Consider the following 16,040-nt stretch of genomic DNA (forward strand, 5'->3'; position numbering starts at 1 on the left):
ATTCCCACGCGCGCGCCGCAGGACCGGAGTTATGCTCGCGGACTTCCCGTCTCACCTGTCCTCCAATGGCTCGAACCTACCGACACTCCGCCCCCGAGGCGCTGACCTCCCGCAACCGATAAACGCCCGCACCCGCAGGGGCGCGGGGAATCGTCCAACCGGGCGTCCCATGTGCGTCCGGCACGATGCCGGAGGTGTTTCATGTTTTCCGTCTCTCGCAAGGCGCCACTTGGTGCGCCGCTCACCCTGTTTGCAGCTCTGATACTCGCCGTGGGCATGCAGCCCGCGTCCGCCAGAACCTACGATCTGACCATCGCGCGCACGCCGATCAACATCACGGGCACGCCGACGACGGCCGTTACCGTCAACGGCGTGTTGCCCGGCCCGACGCTGAACTGGCACGAAGGCGAGCACGTAATCATCCACGTGACCAACAAGCTCAAGGTGCCAACCTCGATCCACTGGCATGGCATCCTTTTGCCGGCAGACATGGACGGGGTGCCGGGCATCAGCTTCATGGGCATCGCGCCCGGTATGACCTTTACCTACCGCTTCACGGTCAAGCAGGCCGGCACCTACTGGTACCACAGTCACAGCGGCGGCCAGGAGCAGGAAGGGTTTTACGGCGCTATCGAGATTACTCCGCAAGAACTTCCACCCTTTCACTACCAGCGTGACTATGCCGTGGTGCTTTCAGATTGGAGCGATGAGTCGCCCGGGCAAATCATGGCGAACCTCAAGAGCCAGCCCGATTACTACAACTACGCGCAGCGCACCGTGCCGGAGTTTTTCCACGACATCGCCGCCAAGGGGCTCGGCGCGACGCTCTCCGATCGCCTGACGTGGGGGCGGATGCGCATGAGCCCGACCGACCTCAGCGATGTAACCGGCGCGACCTATACCTATCTGATGAACGGCAAGACGGATGCGCAAAACTGGACCGCGCTCTACACGCCTGGCCAGCGCGTGCGTCTGCGCCTGATCAACGCCTCCTCGATGACGTACTTCGACGTGCGCGTGCCGGGGCTCCAGATGACTGTGGTGCAGGTGGACGGACAGGACGTCAAGCCGGTCACGGTGGATGAGTTGCGCATGGCAATCGCCGAAACCTACGACGTGATCGTGACGCCGAAGGACGGCCGTGCCTACACGATCTTCGTCCAGAGCATGGATCGTTCCGGCTACGCGCGCGGCACGCTCGCCCCGCACGCGGGGATGGTGGCGGCGGTGCCGCCGATGGATCCGCGCCCGTTGCTCACTATGCGTGATATGGGCATGAACATGAGCGGCATGCAGGGTATGGACAACATGCCGGGCATGAAGATGGAGAGGCGCGAGGCCGAGCCGACCGCAAGTCAGCCGGCAATCGAAGACATGCCCATGCCGGAGCACGCCATGAGCATGAAAAGTACAAACACAACGCCCCCGGCGCAGGTCTCGCACGCCCCTCACTCGAATCTACCCGCGGCCGCAGGTAGTAAGGAAAAGAGGCCGGCATCGGATATGTCTGAGATGGCCGGCATGATGCACGCCATGACATTGCCGGCTGCGTCGGCCACGGCCGCGACACCGGCGTACGCGCCACCCGTGTACCCCGGCGTGGGCGTCGCGCATATTGCCGAGGCACCCATGAGCCGTCTCGACGATCCCGGCAACGGCCTGCGTGGCAACGGGCGCGTGGATCTTGCCTATGCCGATCTCGAAAGTCTGAAGCCGCATCCCGACCCGGCGCCCGACCGCACCATCGTGCTGCATCTCACCGGCAACATGGAACGTTACATGTGGTCGTTCAACGGCAAGAAGTACGCCGAGTCGGTGCCGCTCAAGATGCATTTCGGCGAGCGTGTGCGCATCGTGATGATCAACGACACCATGATGAATCATCCGATTCATCTGCACGGCATGTTCATGGAACTGCAGAACGACCATGGGGTACACAATCCGCTGCTGCATACCGTCAACGTGCAACCCGGCGAAACGCTGAGCGTGCTGGTCACGGCGGATGCTCCCGGTGGCTGGGCGCTGCACTGTCATCTGCTCTATCACATGGAAGCGGGCATGTTCCGCGAAGTGCTGGTGATGCCGCCGCCCGGCGCCACGGACCCGGCGGTCTATTCGACGCCGGCTTTCGCCGATGCCCGCGGCCACACGACCGGTGTTCCGTCGCCGCCCCAAGAACGATTCACGATGGCGGACACGAAACTCCACCGGCAGGTGCTGCTCGATCAACTCGAATACCAGTCCGGCCTCGGCGCGAGTTCCGATGCCCGCGCCTGGGATGCGCAGGCGTGGTTCGGCGGCGATTACCGGAAGCTGTGGCTCAAAACCGAAGGCACCCGCAGCGGCGGTCATACCGAGGACGCCAATCTGAGCACCTTCTACGATCGCGCGTTCAGTCCATACTTCGACTTCCAGGCCGGCGTGCGTCACGACTTCGGCGGTGGGCCGGCGCGCAACTGGGCGGCCTTTGGCATTCAGGGGCTCGCGCCGTACTTCTTCGACGTTGAACTCACGGGCTACCTCGGCCCCGGCGGGCGCACGGCGGCGCGCGCCAAGCTGCGTTATGAGTTGCTCTTTACGCAGCGTTTGATTCTGGAGCCCGAACTGGAGGCGAATTTCTACGGGCGCGACGATGCCGCGCGCCAAATCGGCAGCGGCCTGAGCGATGTCTCTCTTGGCTTCAGGCTGCGCTACGAATTCAGTCGCAAGTTTGCGCCATACCTGGGCATCGTCTGGCGCGAGCGTTTCGGCAAAACTGCTGATTTCGTGCGTGCGCGCGGTGAGCGCCCCGACGATCGGCAATGGGTCGCGGGCTTGCGCGTCTGGTTCTGAAAAAGGAGCATTCCGTGAAAAGACATACCGAACATGTTCTGGTCGGCGTCGGCGTCTTGGCCGCGATCGTAATTGGCCTTGGCCTTTTTGTCTGGTCCGGCATTTACAACATAGGCGCCGACGATCACCATTTGCGGGTCACATACAGGGTGCTGCAAATCCTGCGCGATCGCTCGATCCGGGCGCGCGCGGACGACATCCAGGTGCCAAACCTCGACGACCCGCAACTGATTCTGAAGGGCGGCAGGCAGTACGCGGCGATGTGTGCCCAGTGCCATCTCGAACCCGGTATCGGGAATTCCGAGCTGCGCGAGGGCATGTACCCGCAGCCGCCGAATCTCTCGCAGGAGCATTTCGATCCCAGGGTCGCGTTCTGGACGATCAAGCACGGCATCAAAATGAGCGCGATGCCAGCCTGGGGCCAGAGTCATGATGACGCGACGATCTGGAGCATGGTGGCCTTCATGGGGAAACTTCCCGGCATGACCCCCGAACAGTACAAGGCCACCGTTGCCAAGCTGCCGCCGGGTGAGGATACGGACATGCATGCGGACGAGGGGCATCCCCATTCGCATGCCGTACACGGACGCATGACAACGCCGGCACCCGGGATGACCTCGATGCCGGGCAGGACTGCCCCGCCTTCCGCAGGGACGGGCAGCGGTGACTGAGCTCGGCCTCAGAAATCCATCGTGGCCCGGAGTTCCGCTTCCAGGCTTAGCTCCGACGCAATCGGTGCGCGGCTTTGCGAATGTCGGTGAGCACGCCGGCCGCGGTGAGTTCCGGCCCCGCACAGTTCTTGCCCTTGTCAAGATGCGAACGGCCCGTTATTTTGACTTGATGGCGACAAGGCGAGGGTAACGCGATGTGCCGCTGGAAACGCGCCTGCTGGATTGTGGGTTTGTTCGCAATACCGTACGTGCCGGTGTTGTGGGTCGGGCTGTACAACCACGCGCAGCCGGCGGTCTTCGGCATCCCGTTCTTCTACTGGTTCCAGTTCGTGTGGATCATCGCGACGGCGATCGTCACCGCCGTGGCGTATCTGGCCAAAGTCTGAATATCATCAATCGGAACCGCACATGAACTGGCCTGCGCTCACGGTGTTTGTGCTGCTGTTTGCCCTGGTGACGGTGCTGGGGTTCGTGGCCGCACGCTGGCGGCGCGGCAATCTCAATCACCTGAACGAGTGGGGCCTGGCGGGACGGCGCTTCGGCACGGTGGTGACCTGGTTTCTGCTCGGCGGCGATCTCTACACCGCTTATACCTTCGTGGCGGTACCGGCGCTGGTATTCGGCGCGGGCGCCATCGGCTTTTTCGCGTTGCCGTACACGCTCATGGTGTATCCGTTCGTGTACGTGGTGTTTCCGCGCCTGTGGTCGGTCGCGCGCACGCACGGCTACGTGACCGCATCGGATTTCGTGCGCGGCCGTTACGACAGCGGCCTGCTGGCGCTGGTGGTGGCGATCACCGGGATCCTCGCCACCATGCCGTACATCGCGCTGCAGCTTGTCGGCATTCAGGTGGTGATCGCGGCCATGGGCTTTACCGGCAGCGGGCTGATTGGCGACGTGCCGCTCATCATCGCGTTCGCGATACTCGCGGCCTTCACCTACACCAGCGGCCTGCGCGCGCCGGCGCTGATCGCGGTGGTGAAAGACCTGCTTATATATATCGTCATCATCGCCGCCGTGATCATCATTCCCATGCAGCTCGGCGGCTACGGCCACATCTTCGCGGCCATCCCCGAAGCCAAGTTGTTCCTGAAACCGCCGGCCGGCGGCAATCTCGGCAGCTACAGCGCCTATGCCACGCTGGCGCTCGGCTCGGCGCTCGCGCTGTTCCTGTATCCGCACTGCGTCACCGGCGTGCTGAGCGCGAACGGCCGCCGCACCATCAAACGCAACATGTCGCTGTTGCCAGCGTATTCACTGGTGTTGGCATTGATCGCGTTTTTGGGCTACATGGCTTACGCCGCGGGCGTACAACACGATCCGGCGTATGCCGGCTGGTTCAAGCAGTACGGGACGACGTTCGCGGTGCCGGCGCTGCTGCTGCATTCTTTCCCGGCGTGGTTCGCGGGCGTGGGTTTCGCGGCCATCGCCATCGGCGCGCTGGTACCGGCCGCGATCATGTCCATCGCCGCATCGAACCTGTTCACGCGCAACATCTACAAGGAATACCTCAAGCCGGGCGCGACGCCGGAACAGGAAGCCAAGACCTCGAAACTCGTGTCGCTGATCGTGAAGCTCGGCGCGCTGGCCTTCATCATCTTTCTGCCCGAGTCGTACGCCATCCAGTTGCAGTTACTGGGTGGCGTGTGGATCATCCAGACGCTGCCGTCCGTGGTCATCGGGCTTTACACGCGCTGGCTGCACCGCTGGGCGCTGGTCATCGGCTGGGTTTGCGGTATGGCCGTGGGCACCGCCATGGTGGCGGCGCAGAACTTCAAGACTTCGATTTATCCGCTGCACCTGGGCGCGCTCACAGTGCCGGGCTACGCCGCGTTGTATTCCGTGATCATCAACATCGCCGTGGTGATTGTGTTGACGGTGATACTGCGCGCGTTGCGCACGCCGGCCGGCCACGATCAAACTTCGCCGGATGACTACGAGCGCGAGGCCGCGTGAACATCCCGCGCATCATCGGTCTCACCGCGGCAGCGCTTACCACGCTTTCCCTGTTGCCGCAGGTATGGCGCTCATTCAAGACGCGCGACACGCGCGGCATTTCACTCGGCATGTACGTGGCGTATACGGTAGGCATCGCGCTGTGGCTGGTGTATGGTCTGCTGATCCACGACTTGGTGGTGACGCTTGCCAATGCCGTGACATTGATTTTTGCGGCTGTCATCCTTACGCTCAAACTGAGATTTGGGTGAATCACACATGCATCGAACACGGGGATTCCTGCTTGTCTTGCTGACGTTGATGGCGTTGACCGGGTGGCAGTGCGCGCAGGCCGACGATAACGATATTTACGCGCCGGGCATGAGTGCGGCGGTGGATCTCGGCAGCTATCGCACGGATTTCGCCTACAGCAACGGCAATCATCAGGCAGACATCGGCCGCTACGGCATCACCTTTGTACAACCGGTGGCGCCGGAAGTGGGTTTCGGCCTGCAGGGCGGTTATATGACTGCCGGCATCGACAACGCGACGCTCAATCCTCTGGGCGACGGCTACGGCCCGTTTTTCGGATTGTTTTTCACCGCACAACCCGAGTTGGGCAATTACTGGAGCGTGGATGTGCGTGCCGGTTATACCTGGCACGACATGAGTTACAGCGGCGCGAACCAACAGGCGGATGCCACCTGGTACACCAGCTATGCCTCTGCGGGACCGGCATTGCGTATTGATCACTGGCGGTTTTCCGCCGGCGGGTACTGGCAGAACATTTCCGGCCATGAAACCGACACCGGCACGCTGAACGGGCGCCTGGATTTTTCCGCGGCGCACTCCAGCGGCGCCTACTTCGGGTTTGCCTATTACCTGGATCAGACCGGCTCAGTCGGCATTTATGCGTTCGGTGGTGCGCGCCACGGCATGAGCCTGGTTTTCAAGCGGGAGTTTTAGCTGTGTTGACGGGAGCGGCGTGTTTTCTTAAGCGGTAAGTCTCGGTGGAGCCGTTTAGCCTTATAAGAGCGGCGCGTTTCATGTACTTGATTGCGTGTGCTTGCCTGCATGTGCGCATGTAACCAGGCTGAAAAATCCTTTTCGCTGAGTTTGCCTTCGGCCAGCGCCAGCATGGTCAGGTATTTTTCTTCGTCGCTCGCGACCAGCTCGATTTTATTCAACGCCAGGAAAGTTCGATACGCTACGTAAGCGGTGCGCTTATTACCGTCCACAAAGGGATGATTGCGGGCCAAGCCGAAAGCCAGGCTCGCCGCCAGTTCGGCAAGATCAGGCGCGGGATCGCCGTAAGCGAAAAGCTGCTGCGGCCGGGCGAGGGCGTATTCCAATAGTGTTTCGTCGCGCACGCCCGCGCTGCCGCCATGCTCGGCAAGCTGGCGGTCGTGAATGGCAAGCGCCAGGGCCTTTTCCAGCCAGACGATCATGCGTGGTTTCAGCTATCGGCGAGTTTGCGCAGTAGATTCCGGTCCTTGCGCATGATGCGTTCGGCCACTTCCATTTGCTCGGCGAGTTTGGAATCGAAGGGCGTGAGTTTGATGCCGTCCGGCAGTTCGGTGGCGTAAAGCGCGTCGCCTTTTCCCAGGCGCAGGCGCGCCAGCAGTTCCTTCGGCAGTATGACGCCGGCGGAATTGCCGATCGTGGTGACTTTGAGTTTCATAAATAGGCCTCCTGACAGCATTATAACGTACGTTATAAGCCTGCCAAAATGCCGTTCCTGAGTGGGTTGGTCATGTTCAGCCAATCGCTGGCCGCAACAATCCTCCGTGCACAAGTTGCAACACTGGCCCCAGCGATGCGTAGCCGGTGTACCAGGTGGCATCCGCCTGCTGGTTGTACTGCTGTAACTCATGTCGTGCCAGCTATGACCACAAGGCAAACCAACATTCCAGCAAGCACCAAACACGAGCTGTCAGTTGAAGAACAAACCCGGCAACGGTCCGTAGCCGCCGCCCAAAGGAATGCGCGTCTTGCATGCTAACAACGCTAACGTTGCCAACAGCCATGCGAAAAACCTGGGCGCTCAATGCGTGCTTTCAACTGTGGCGTAATTTGCGCGTCGGGCCAATTTTCGCCAGCCACAGGATGATGGCGTGCAAGTTGCCGATTCTCAATCTGAGTCAGCACGGCAGCTGCTGTCAGCACTCCTGGTCGCACGCTGCCAATGCGACCCGTTTGTCGCCGACCGATGGGCGTGCAACTTTTCCCGTGCCTGCTAGGCTAAAGATCAGGGCCGCGTGAATGCGGTACACAGGCAGCAAGACAACATGGGCAGCCAGCGAGTCATTGCAGTGGAAAATCTCGAAGACTGGTTCCGCCAGTCGATCGGCGGCGCGCTCGAGCGCCGCCAAGTCTCGGCCGAGGCGCACACTGAACAGTACGTGGTGCGGCTGGCCACGGAGTTCGCGCGCACCGAGGCCTTGTACGAATGCGCGCACGACGGCGGTTACCGGTTGAAACCGCTGGCGGGCATGCTGGCTGAGGCCTTCGAGTCCGGCTCGCCGGAGCGGCGCCAGCAGTTGTTGCAGCGGCTGGGCGACGTGGCGCTGTTCATCGCCGGCTTTTTCAGCGATTACCTCAATCACCGTCCGGTGGACGTGGACTATTACAGCCGCATGGGCGGTACCGCCTACGGCACGCTCGCGGACATGCCGCCGGCCTCGCGGCGCGAGGCGGTGCTAAGTCCGGTATTCGCGGAACTCGCGCGCAAGTTCGACGAGTTCGTGGACGTGCTCAACGAAGTGGCACAGCAGGCGCGGGTTTTCGACGAGCGCGATGTGATGCGGCTCTACGAGTTGTGGTTGCGTACCGGCAGCCGCCGCGCGGCGGACAAACTGCGCGAACTCGGCGTGCAGCCGGCCGCGGGCGCACGCAGCCGCTTCACGCATTGAGTGCATGCACGCCGCGGCTCCCGGCACGACGCTCGGCACGCTGCAGGATTACCTGGCGCGGCTCTATGAGCTCGACGTGGCGTTTCGCGTCGAGGATTTCCTGTTGACCGATGCGCGTGTGGCGCAGGCACTCGAGGGCGCAAGCTACCGGCCGCTGCCGGAAAAACTCTTGTTGCGGGAATCGCCGGCAGCGCTGGAGCTGTCGGTGTACCTCGATCCCGAAGTGCTGCAACGGCTCGCGGCCGGCGGTTCGCTCGAGGACTTCTGGACCGTGCTGGAAGGCGTGAGCCATTTTCTATATCTCGCCTGGAACGCACAACACGACCGCGGCGTGCGTGCGGTGGAACTCGAACTGCAGGCCGAGGTGGACAAGTATGCGCTCACCACGCTCATTGGCGCCGGACAGGCTGGGCTCGGAGCCGGTGACGTGCATCAATTGCTGTTCGAGTGTGCACACTTCGATTCAGGCTTGAGCGGCGCGCTGCTGGAGCGTTACCGTGATGCCACCCGCGATGCGGCGCGCTACTGCCTGAGCCTGGCCCGACGCTTCGCCGGCCCCAAGGATCCAGCGCGACTGCGCGAGCTGCGTCGTTTCTACCGCCTCGATCACTGCACCAAAATCCGGTTTATCGCCGAGCATTGAAGCGCGACCGGCGGCCGGCGGGCGAAAACCGCTAGAATGGGCGCGCTTTTTTTACGCGGATTTGCCCCATGTCCAGACGCCCCGTGAACGTCAACAAGCTGGAGAAACGCCTGCGCCGGCAGGTGGGTCAGGCTATCCAGGATTTCAACATGATCGAGGCCGGCGATCGCGTCATGGTGTGCCTGTCGGGCGGCAAGGATTCATACACGCTGCTCGATATCCTGCTCAAGCTCAAGGCGAGCGCGCCGGTGGAGTTCGAGATTTTGGCGGTCAATCTGGATCAGAAGCAGCCGGGTTTCCCCGAGCACGTGCTGCCGGAATATCTGAAGAGCATCGGTGTGCCGTTCCATATCCTCGAGCAGGACACCTACAGCGTGGTGAAGCGCGTGATTCCGGAAGGCAAGACCACCTGCAGCCTGTGCTCGCGCCTGCGACGCGGCGCGCTGTACACGTTTGCGGCACGCAACGGTATCACGAAGATCGCGCTCGGGCATCATCGCGGCGACATCGTCGAGACATTTTTCCTCAACCTGTTTTACGCCGGCAAGCTCAAGGCCATGCCGCCCAAGTTGCGGTCCGATGACGGCCGCCACGTGGTCATCCGCCCGCTTGCCTATGTCGAGGAGCGCGACATCGCCAAGTACAGTGCCCTGCGGGAATTCCCCATCATTCCCTGCAATCTCTGCGGCTCGCAGGAACACCTGCAGCGCAAGGCGGTGAAAGCGATGCTGGCCGAGTGGGAGCGCCTGCATCCGCAACGCATAAATTCCATCTTTGCGGCGCTGCGCGACGTGGTGCCGTCGCATCTGGCCGATGCACGCTTGTTCGATTTCAGCGCACTGGGTGCGCGCCTGCCGCCGCGCCGCGACTGGCTGGCGCCGGACGCCGGTGGCGAAGATGACATGGCCGACGTGCTGGTGGCCGCGGTGCCGGTGGACGAGTTGCTCATGACCGCCCGGCGCGCGGTTGCGGCCGGCGCCTGATTGCCGGCCGATGAAATGTTGAGAGGGGAGAATCACCTGTGACACTGGTCGCGGCCGCATCCGGCTATTTCAGTTCCGAACAGCTTGCCGCCCTGTCGAAAGAGGGACTGCAGGTTGCCGTGGTCCAGACACCGGCTGATTTGTCTGGCAAGAACTGTACGGTGCTGTGTCTCAGTCCCAATCTGCTCTCCGCCGAGGCGACCCTCGCACATTGGCAGGCCGCCGCCGCGGACGCGGCAATGGTCGCCGACCAATCCATTGCGAAGGCGGGCGTGACCGGCATTTCGAAATCGTGGCCTACGGCGGCCATTTCCGCCACGCTGCATCTGGCGGCGGCGGGCGCACACGGGCGCCGGCAATGGCGTGAGCTCGGCGAACTGGGCGCGGCGCTCGCCGGCGAGCGCAACCCGCAGGCGTTGCTTGCATTGATTCTCACCGGGGCGCGGAGCTTGGCGGGCTGTGACGCCGCCGGCCTCTTTCTGATTGACAAGCCCACCGGCGGTGACGCTGAACTGGTGCTGCGGCTCGCGCAGAACGCATCGGTGGATTTCACGTTCCAGGAACAGCGCCTGCCCCTGAACCGCTCCTCGATTGCCGGTTACGTGAGCGTGAGCGGCGAGGAGATCAATGTCGCGGACGCCTATGCGCCGCCGGCGGGCGTGACGTGGCGCTTCAACGACAGTTTCGATCGGCGCTTCAGTTATCGCAGCGTCTCGCTGTACGCCGTGCCACTGCGTACGCCGCAGGGCGCGGTCATCGGCGCCCTCGAATTCATCAACCGCAAGCGCGAGGCCGCGGGCAAGCTCGATGACACCGCGAACGCGACGCGGCAAATCCTGCCTTTCGATGCGCAGCTGCTGCCGCTGCTGCGTGCGTTCGCGACCCAGGCCGCCGCCGCCCTGGAAAACACCCGCTTGTTGCTGGCCGTCGAGAACATGTTCGAGGGTTTCGTGACTGCCGCGGTCACGGCGATTGAGCAACGCGACCCGGTCACCAACGGGCATTCCTTCCGCGTGGCGCGCATGACCACGGGTTTGGCCCAAGCCCTGCCGCGTTCCGGTGTAGCGCGCTTCAACGGCGCGACTTTCAATGACCGCCAATTGCGCGAACTGCGCTATGCCGCGCTGCTGCACGATTTCGGCAAGATCGGCGTGCGTGAAAACGTGCTGGTCAAGTCCCACAAGCTCACTACCGAGGATTTTCAAGCCATCCAGGCGCGCATCAGCGTGGAAACGGAGCGTCTCAAGCGCCGTGCACTGGCGCAGCAACTCGTGATGCTGAGAGGCGGCATGGATTCAAGCCAGGAACGGCGCGCCATCGAGCAGGAACTGCAGAGCAAACTTGCCGCCCTGGACGCTTACTGGGGTGCCATCCAGGAAGCCAACGAACCGGAACTCGCGAAGAAAAAGTCCGGCAAGGCGTTCAAGCAGGCGGTCGAGTACAGCCTCACCGAAGAGGGCACGCCATTGTTGACCGCCGAAGAGCGACGCGTGTTGTCCATCCCGCGCGGCAGCCTGAGCGCCGAGGAGCGGCGCGAAATCGAAGCGCATGTGCTGCATACCTACAATTTCCTGCGGCGTATCCCCTGGCCGGAGGAGCTGGCCGCGATACCCGAAATCGCGGGCGCGCACCACGAAAAGCTCGACGGCAGCGGCTATCCGCGTGGCCGCACCGAGGCAGACATCCCCCTGGCGTCGCGACTCATGACGGTGGCCGACATTTACGACGCGCTCACCGCCACCGACCGGCCTTACCGGAAGTCCCTGCCTTCAGAACGGGCCTTCAGGGTGCTTGAGGACGAGGCGCAGCAGGGCAAGCTCGACAGCGATGTAGTGCGCATATTCATTGATGCCAAGGTCTATGACCAGGCCGCGACCCTCGACTCGCTGGAAGGTCACTAGCAGGCTGTTGAAAAGCAGCCTGCTAGGCGCCCCAGGGATGGGACGCATCAAAAATCAAACACACAAGTGTTTGATTTTTGGAGCAAGGCGCGAATTTACTTCGCGCCGCAGCGAGTTGAAAAAGACCAGGGAGGGTCTTTTTCAACAACCTGCTAGCCGCCAGAGCCGGACGCGCACCGGCGCAAACGCATCCTTCACGCATCCAGATCGGGAATCATCAGGCTCTCGAGCTTGGCGATGTAGTCCTTGAGCTGCAACTTGCGCTTCTTGAGGCGCTTGAGCTGCAATTCGTTGGTGTGCGGATCGTCCGCCAGCCGGCCGATGGCCATGTCGAGATCGCGGTGCTCGATGCGCAATAGTTCGAGTTTGGCGCGGATTCCCTGGCTGGAAATGCTGGTCATGAGTGCGAAATCCGTATCCAGGATGCCGGTGACGGGAATTCCGCTCAACATACGTTTCGCAGTCAGTCGGTGCAAGGGGCAGCGTAGCAGGCGGGGCCGGGTGGACCCGCCGCCACGTGCCGGTGCACGTATTGCCCACGGCCCGGAATCTCCTTTCTGAGCGGCTAGAATGAGCCTGGCTTACACTTTGGGTCGTGGGTGATTCGGCGCAGGCAATGGAAATTTTCAAGCTGTTCCATATCGAGGCGGCCCACCGGCTGCCGAACCTGCCGGCCGGCCACAAGTGCGGTCGCCTGCACGGCCATTCATTCCGCGTCAGGGTTTACGTGCGCGGTGAGCCCCAGGCCGGGACCGGCTGGATCATGGATTTCGCCGAGCTCAAACGGGCATTTACGCCGGTGTTTGAGGAGCTTGACCACCGCTATCTCAATGACATTCCCGGCCTGGAAAATCCCACCAGCGAAATCCTGGCGCGCTGGATCTGGCAGCGGTTGCAACCATCGCTGCCGCAACTGTCGAAAGTGGTAATCGCCGAAACCTGTACGTCCGGGTGTGTGTATCGTGGCCATTGAACAGGAGTGAATCCATGCGTACCCATTCAGTGTTGAGCGGCTGGTTGTTGGCGTCAGGTTTGCTGTGTGCGCCGGCGGTCATGGCCATGAGCGACCAGCAATACCTGCTCGCCATGCAGGCGATGCACATGCACGATGCGCCGGTCGCGAGTCCCGCGACCCGTGCCACGCCGGTGCAGCCCATCCAGCACCGCGAAGTCGCGTATGCCAACGTCAACGGCCAGGCGGTACGCGGTTACCTGGCCGAGCCGCTGCACGCCGACGGCCCGCTGCCGGCCATCATCGTGATTCATGAATGGTGGGGCTTGAACGACAACATCCGCGACATGGCGGACCAGTTGGCAGGCGAAGGCTATACCGCGCTCGCCGTGGATCTGTACGGCGGTCACGCCGCCACCACGCCTGAAGCCGCGGTGCAGCTCATGAAAGGCGTGCTTGCCGACACCGCGGCAGCGAACAGCAATCTGCGTCAGGCGTATGCCTATGTGCACGACAAGCTGCATGCGCCGCGCGTGGGCGTCATCGGCTGGTGTTTCGGCGGCGGCTGGTCGCTGCAGACCGCGCTCATGCTGCCCGACCAGTTGAATGCCGCGGTCATGTACTACGGCCGGCCGGTGGATGATGTGGCCGCGCTGTCCAAGCTGAAAATGCCGTTGCTCGGCTTTTTCGGCGAGCAGGACCAGGGCATCACGCCGGCGGACGTGCGTGCCTTTCAGGCGGCGCTCAAGCACGCACATGTAGATGCCCAAATCCATGAATACGCCGGCGCCGGCCATGCCTTTGCCAATCCCTCGGGCGGGAATTACCGGCCAGCCGCCGCTGCCGATGCCTGGAAACGCACCTTGGCGTTCTTTGCGCACAATCTCAAAGGCGCGGGTGCGCATCCGGCCGGCTGAAATGCTAGGCTTGGTTCTTCAAACATGGAGTGAGGTGCAACCATGCGGAAGCTATTTGCGGGTTTGTTGCTGCTGGCGATGGGCGGACTGACGGGAGTGCAGGCCGCGACACTCGCGGGCGTCAACATACCGGATACCGCCGTGGTGGGCGGGCAGACTCTGGTGCTGAACGGCATTGCGTTGCGCACCAAGACCTGGTTCAAGGTCAAGGTCTATGTGGGGGGGCTGTATTTGCGTGAGAAGGCCAATACGGTGGAAGCCGTGCTGGCCCAGACCGGTCCGGATCGCGTGCAGATGAACATGATCTACGCCGCCTCCCCAGGTCAGTTCAAGGATGCGTGGGATGAAGGCTTCAACGACAACAATCCCGAGATCAGTGCGGAACTGCGCGCCAAGATAGACCAGTTTGTCGGCTTTTTTGGCCAGGCAAAACGCGGCGATGTCATCACTCTGGATTACATTCCGGGGCAGGGCACCGAGGTGCACTGGAACGCCGAGCTCAAGGGCACGATCGCGGGTGCGGATTTCCACACTGCGCTGTTGAATGCTTTTCTCGGCCCGAAGTTGCCGGATGATTTCCGCAACGGCTTACTGGGCGTGAAAAATTGACCGGGTGCGTTTTGCAGGACTGACGCCCACATCGCGATAAACGCAGAATCGCGGCCAAGGGCTGCTGCTACAAGTATTGCCGCCAGTCGCGCGCTGGGTCCGCGTACGCGATGAAATGGGGATTGAGCAGAGATTCCTTCGCGTTGTAGCTGAGCGCCGTTCCGTCGACGTTGACCACGTGACCGCCGGCCGCCAACAGAACGGCGTGACCGGCCGCCGTGTCCCATTCCGAGGTCGGGCCAAGGCGCGGGTACACGTCAGCGGCACCTTCCGCCACCAGGCAGAATTTCAGGGCACTGCCGCGCGACACGGTCGCATGCGGTCCGAGTTTCGCGAGATAGCCGTCCAGCAGTTCGCCGCGGTGCGAGCGGCTGGCGACCACGCGCACCGGGTCTCCGGAGAGCGGGTGCACGCGAACCGGCTCGGGCTTGCCCGCGCCATGGCGGCGCCAGGCGCCGGCACCGACCACGCCGTAGTAGCTGAGATTCTCCGCCGGGATGTGCACCACGCCGGCCACCGGCGCATGTTGCTGCACCAGCGCGATGTTCACGGTGAAGTCGCCGTTGCGGTTGATGAATTCCTTGGTGCCGTCGAGCGGATCCACCAGCCAGTAGCTGTCCCAGCGGCGGCGCTCGGCAAACGGAATCTGGCTGGATTCTTCCGAGAGCACCGGCAGATCGGGCGTGAGCTGTTTCAGCCCTTTGACGATGATTTCCTGCGCCGCCAGGTCGGCGGCGGTGACCGGCGAACGGTCCGCTTTCTGTTGCACGCTGAAATCCGTGGCGTAGATTTCCAGAATGCGCCGGCCGGCGCTGTCGGCAATGTTGAGCAGCGGTTCGAGCATGCGCGCGTCGGCGAATCGCACTGTGAGTCTCCGGTTTGCGGAAAAGCCGGTATATCATACCGGTCATGTTGCAAAAGGCGCGCATGCAGGTGGCTTGGGCCGCGATCGACAACGTGTTCCTGGACATGGACGGCACGCTGCTCGACCTGCATTTCGATAATTACTTCTGGCAGGAATACCTGCCGCGACATTATGCCGAGCGCCGCGGCTTGAGCACGGCGCAGGCACAGGCGGAACTGCGGCCGCGCTTTCGCGCGCTTGAAGGCACGCTGCAGTGGTACAGCGCCGATTACTGGTCAGCCGAACTGGGCGTGGACGTGCTGGCACTGACGCGCGGACTTCAGCATACGATCCGCGTGCATGCGGGCGCGCTGGAGCTGTTGCAGAACGCGCAAGCGACGGGCAAGCGCCTGGTGCTGCTCACCAATGCGCATCCCGGCGTGCTGGCGATAAAGCTTGAACATACGGGACTGGGGCGGTTTTTCGACCGCGTGGTGTCCGCGCATGCGCTGGGTCATCCCAAGGAAACCGCAGGCTTTTGGCAGAGTCTGCGTACGCTTGAACCCTTCGACCGGCGCAGCACCTTGTTTGTGGACGACAGTTTGCCGGTGTTGCGCGCCGCACAGTCCGACGGCCTGGGGCGGTTGATTGCCGTGCGCCGTCCCGACAGCCACCAGCCGGCGCGCGAGATCGACGAGTTCCCCTCGGTGGAGTCGTTGGCGGAGTTGATGCCGGAAAGCAGTGAGGGGTTAGGGGTGAGGAGTGAGGAGCTGGAGAAAGCGCGAAATTATTGAAAGACAAATTGTCAGACCTAAGCGTTTTGAACGCCTCACGCCTCACG

Annotated in this window: 18 protein-coding genes; 14 read left to right on the top strand and 4 right to left on the bottom strand. The window is 62.6% G+C overall.

Annotated features, from left to right (window positions below; all coding sequences use genetic code 11):
- Positions 1-201: 201 nt before the first annotated feature.
- From VJR90_01830 to VJR90_01855, 6 genes are all read left to right on the top strand, one after another.
- A complete protein-coding gene (locus VJR90_01830) occupies positions 202-2,832 on the top strand; it encodes a copper resistance system multicopper oxidase (GenBank protein ID HKV96216.1) in 2,631 nt (876 codons plus the stop codon).
- 14 nt (positions 2,833-2,846) lie between these two features.
- On the top strand, positions 2,847-3,503 hold the full coding sequence (locus tag VJR90_01835; protein HKV96217.1) for a cytochrome c: 657 nt from the start codon (positions 2,847-2,849) through the stop codon (positions 3,501-3,503).
- 230 nt (positions 3,504-3,733) lie between these two features.
- Positions 3,734-3,889, top strand: a complete 156-nt coding sequence (locus VJR90_01840; GenBank protein ID HKV96218.1) for a DUF3311 domain-containing protein — start codon at positions 3,734-3,736, stop codon at positions 3,887-3,889.
- A gap of 22 nt (positions 3,890-3,911) precedes the next feature.
- Positions 3,912-5,459, top strand: a complete 1,548-nt coding sequence (locus VJR90_01845; GenBank protein ID HKV96219.1) for a sodium:solute symporter — start codon at positions 3,912-3,914, stop codon at positions 5,457-5,459.
- On the top strand, positions 5,456-5,710 hold the full coding sequence (locus VJR90_01850) for a SemiSWEET transporter (protein HKV96220.1): 255 nt from the start codon (positions 5,456-5,458) through the stop codon (positions 5,708-5,710). Before VJR90_01845 ends, VJR90_01850 begins: the two co-directional genes overlap by 4 nt.
- Positions 5,711-5,717: 7 nt before the next feature.
- Positions 5,718-6,404: a hypothetical protein gene (locus VJR90_01855; GenBank protein ID HKV96221.1), complete on the top strand. Its 687-nt coding sequence runs from the start codon at positions 5,718-5,720 to the stop codon at positions 6,402-6,404.
- Here the strand turns inward: VJR90_01855 and VJR90_01860 are convergent.
- Both VJR90_01860 and VJR90_01865 read right to left on the bottom strand, forming a co-directional pair.
- Positions 6,401-6,886 (bottom strand): type II toxin-antitoxin system death-on-curing family toxin, encoded by a 486-nt coding sequence (locus VJR90_01860; protein ID HKV96222.1) that lies wholly within the window; start codon positions 6,884-6,886, stop codon positions 6,401-6,403. The genes VJR90_01855 and VJR90_01860 overlap by 4 nt on opposite strands.
- 8 nt (positions 6,887-6,894) lie before the next feature.
- Entirely contained in the window at positions 6,895-7,119 is a 225-nt protein-coding gene (locus tag VJR90_01865) for an AbrB/MazE/SpoVT family DNA-binding domain-containing protein (GenBank protein ID HKV96223.1), read from the bottom strand.
- 607 nt (positions 7,120-7,726) lie between these two features.
- Between VJR90_01865 and VJR90_01870 the strand changes: the two genes are divergently transcribed.
- The 4 genes from VJR90_01870 (at position 7,727) to VJR90_01885 (ending at position 11,877) form a co-directional block, all read left to right on the top strand.
- Positions 7,727-8,350: a hypothetical protein gene (locus VJR90_01870; GenBank protein ID HKV96224.1), complete on the top strand. Its 624-nt coding sequence runs from the start codon at positions 7,727-7,729 to the stop codon at positions 8,348-8,350.
- Between the two features lie 4 nt (positions 8,351-8,354).
- Complete coding sequence (locus VJR90_01875; protein HKV96225.1) at positions 8,355-8,993, top strand: hypothetical protein; 639 nt, start codon at positions 8,355-8,357, stop codon at positions 8,991-8,993.
- A 68-nt stretch (positions 8,994-9,061) separates the two neighbouring features.
- The gene (gene ttcA, locus VJR90_01880; protein ID HKV96226.1) at positions 9,062-9,976 is read left to right on the top strand and encodes a tRNA 2-thiocytidine(32) synthetase TtcA; all 915 of its coding nucleotides are present in this window, start codon (positions 9,062-9,064) and stop codon (positions 9,974-9,976) included.
- A gap of 38 nt (positions 9,977-10,014) precedes the next feature.
- Complete coding sequence (locus tag VJR90_01885) at positions 10,015-11,877, top strand: HD domain-containing phosphohydrolase (GenBank protein HKV96227.1); 1,863 nt, start codon at positions 10,015-10,017, stop codon at positions 11,875-11,877.
- A 194-nt stretch (positions 11,878-12,071) separates the two neighbouring features.
- On the opposite strand, the gene VJR90_01890 is transcribed toward VJR90_01885, so the two are convergent.
- Positions 12,072-12,329 carry a YdcH family protein gene (locus VJR90_01890; protein HKV96228.1) on the bottom strand — a complete coding sequence of 86 codons (258 nt, stop codon included), beginning with the start codon at positions 12,327-12,329 and terminating at the stop codon, positions 12,072-12,074.
- A gap of 164 nt (positions 12,330-12,493) precedes the next feature.
- Between VJR90_01890 and queD the strand changes: the two genes are divergently transcribed.
- The 3 genes from queD to VJR90_01905 are packed head-to-tail and all read left to right on the top strand — an operon-like array spanning position 12,494 to position 14,355.
- The gene (queD, locus tag VJR90_01895) at positions 12,494-12,850 is read left to right on the top strand and encodes a 6-carboxytetrahydropterin synthase QueD (protein ID HKV96229.1); all 357 of its coding nucleotides are present in this window, start codon (positions 12,494-12,496) and stop codon (positions 12,848-12,850) included.
- A 14-nt stretch (positions 12,851-12,864) separates the two neighbouring features.
- Positions 12,865-13,746, top strand: a complete 882-nt coding sequence (locus VJR90_01900) for a dienelactone hydrolase family protein (GenBank protein HKV96230.1) — start codon at positions 12,865-12,867, stop codon at positions 13,744-13,746.
- A 42-nt stretch (positions 13,747-13,788) separates the two neighbouring features.
- Complete coding sequence (locus tag VJR90_01905) at positions 13,789-14,355, top strand: chalcone isomerase family protein (GenBank protein HKV96231.1); 567 nt, start codon at positions 13,789-13,791, stop codon at positions 14,353-14,355.
- A gap of 67 nt (positions 14,356-14,422) precedes the next feature.
- Here VJR90_01905 and cysQ read toward each other — a convergent pair whose 3' ends face one another.
- Positions 14,423-15,220 carry a 3'(2'),5'-bisphosphate nucleotidase CysQ gene (gene cysQ, locus VJR90_01910; GenBank protein HKV96232.1) on the bottom strand — a complete coding sequence of 266 codons (798 nt, stop codon included), beginning with the start codon at positions 15,218-15,220 and terminating at the stop codon, positions 14,423-14,425.
- Between the two features lie 44 nt (positions 15,221-15,264).
- Between cysQ and yrfG the strand changes: the two genes are divergently transcribed.
- Entirely contained in the window at positions 15,265-15,993 is a 729-nt protein-coding gene (yrfG, locus tag VJR90_01915) for a GMP/IMP nucleotidase (GenBank protein ID HKV96233.1), read from the top strand.
- Positions 15,994-16,040: the final 47 nt, after the last annotated feature.

Source organism: Gammaproteobacteria bacterium, assembly GCA_035279405.1.
In the GTDB taxonomy this organism is placed as follows: Bacteria; Pseudomonadota; Gammaproteobacteria; order Natronospirales; family REEB76; genus REEB76.

Excerpts from the sequence above, each read along its gene's own strand:
- VJR90_01830 (HKV96216.1), top strand. The coding sequence starts at position 202 with ATGTTTTCCGTCTCTCGCAAGGCGCCACTTGGTGCGCCGCTCACCCTG.
- VJR90_01875 (HKV96225.1), top strand. The coding sequence starts at position 8,355 with ATGCACGCCGCGGCTCCCGGCACGACGCTCGGCACGCTGCAGGATTAC.
- VJR90_01900 (HKV96230.1), top strand. The coding sequence starts at position 12,865 with ATGCGTACCCATTCAGTGTTGAGCGGCTGGTTGTTGGCGTCAGGTTTG.
- VJR90_01890 (HKV96228.1), bottom strand. The coding sequence starts at position 12,329 with ATGTTGAGCGGAATTCCCGTCACCGGCATCCTGGATACGGATTTCGCA.
- VJR90_01865 (HKV96223.1), bottom strand. The coding sequence starts at position 7,119 with ATGAAACTCAAAGTCACCACGATCGGCAATTCCGCCGGCGTCATACTG.
- ttcA (HKV96226.1), top strand. The coding sequence starts at position 9,062 with ATGTCCAGACGCCCCGTGAACGTCAACAAGCTGGAGAAACGCCTGCGC.
- VJR90_01860 (HKV96222.1), bottom strand. The coding sequence starts at position 6,886 with ATGATCGTCTGGCTGGAAAAGGCCCTGGCGCTTGCCATTCACGACCGC.
- VJR90_01870 (HKV96224.1), top strand. The coding sequence starts at position 7,727 with ATGGGCAGCCAGCGAGTCATTGCAGTGGAAAATCTCGAAGACTGGTTC.
- VJR90_01905 (HKV96231.1), top strand. The coding sequence starts at position 13,789 with ATGCGGAAGCTATTTGCGGGTTTGTTGCTGCTGGCGATGGGCGGACTG.
- yrfG (HKV96233.1), top strand. The coding sequence starts at position 15,265 with ATGTTGCAAAAGGCGCGCATGCAGGTGGCTTGGGCCGCGATCGACAAC.
- VJR90_01845 (HKV96219.1), top strand. The coding sequence starts at position 3,912 with ATGAACTGGCCTGCGCTCACGGTGTTTGTGCTGCTGTTTGCCCTGGTG.
- queD (HKV96229.1), top strand. The coding sequence starts at position 12,494 with ATGGAAATTTTCAAGCTGTTCCATATCGAGGCGGCCCACCGGCTGCCG.
- VJR90_01855 (HKV96221.1), top strand. The coding sequence starts at position 5,718 with ATGCATCGAACACGGGGATTCCTGCTTGTCTTGCTGACGTTGATGGCG.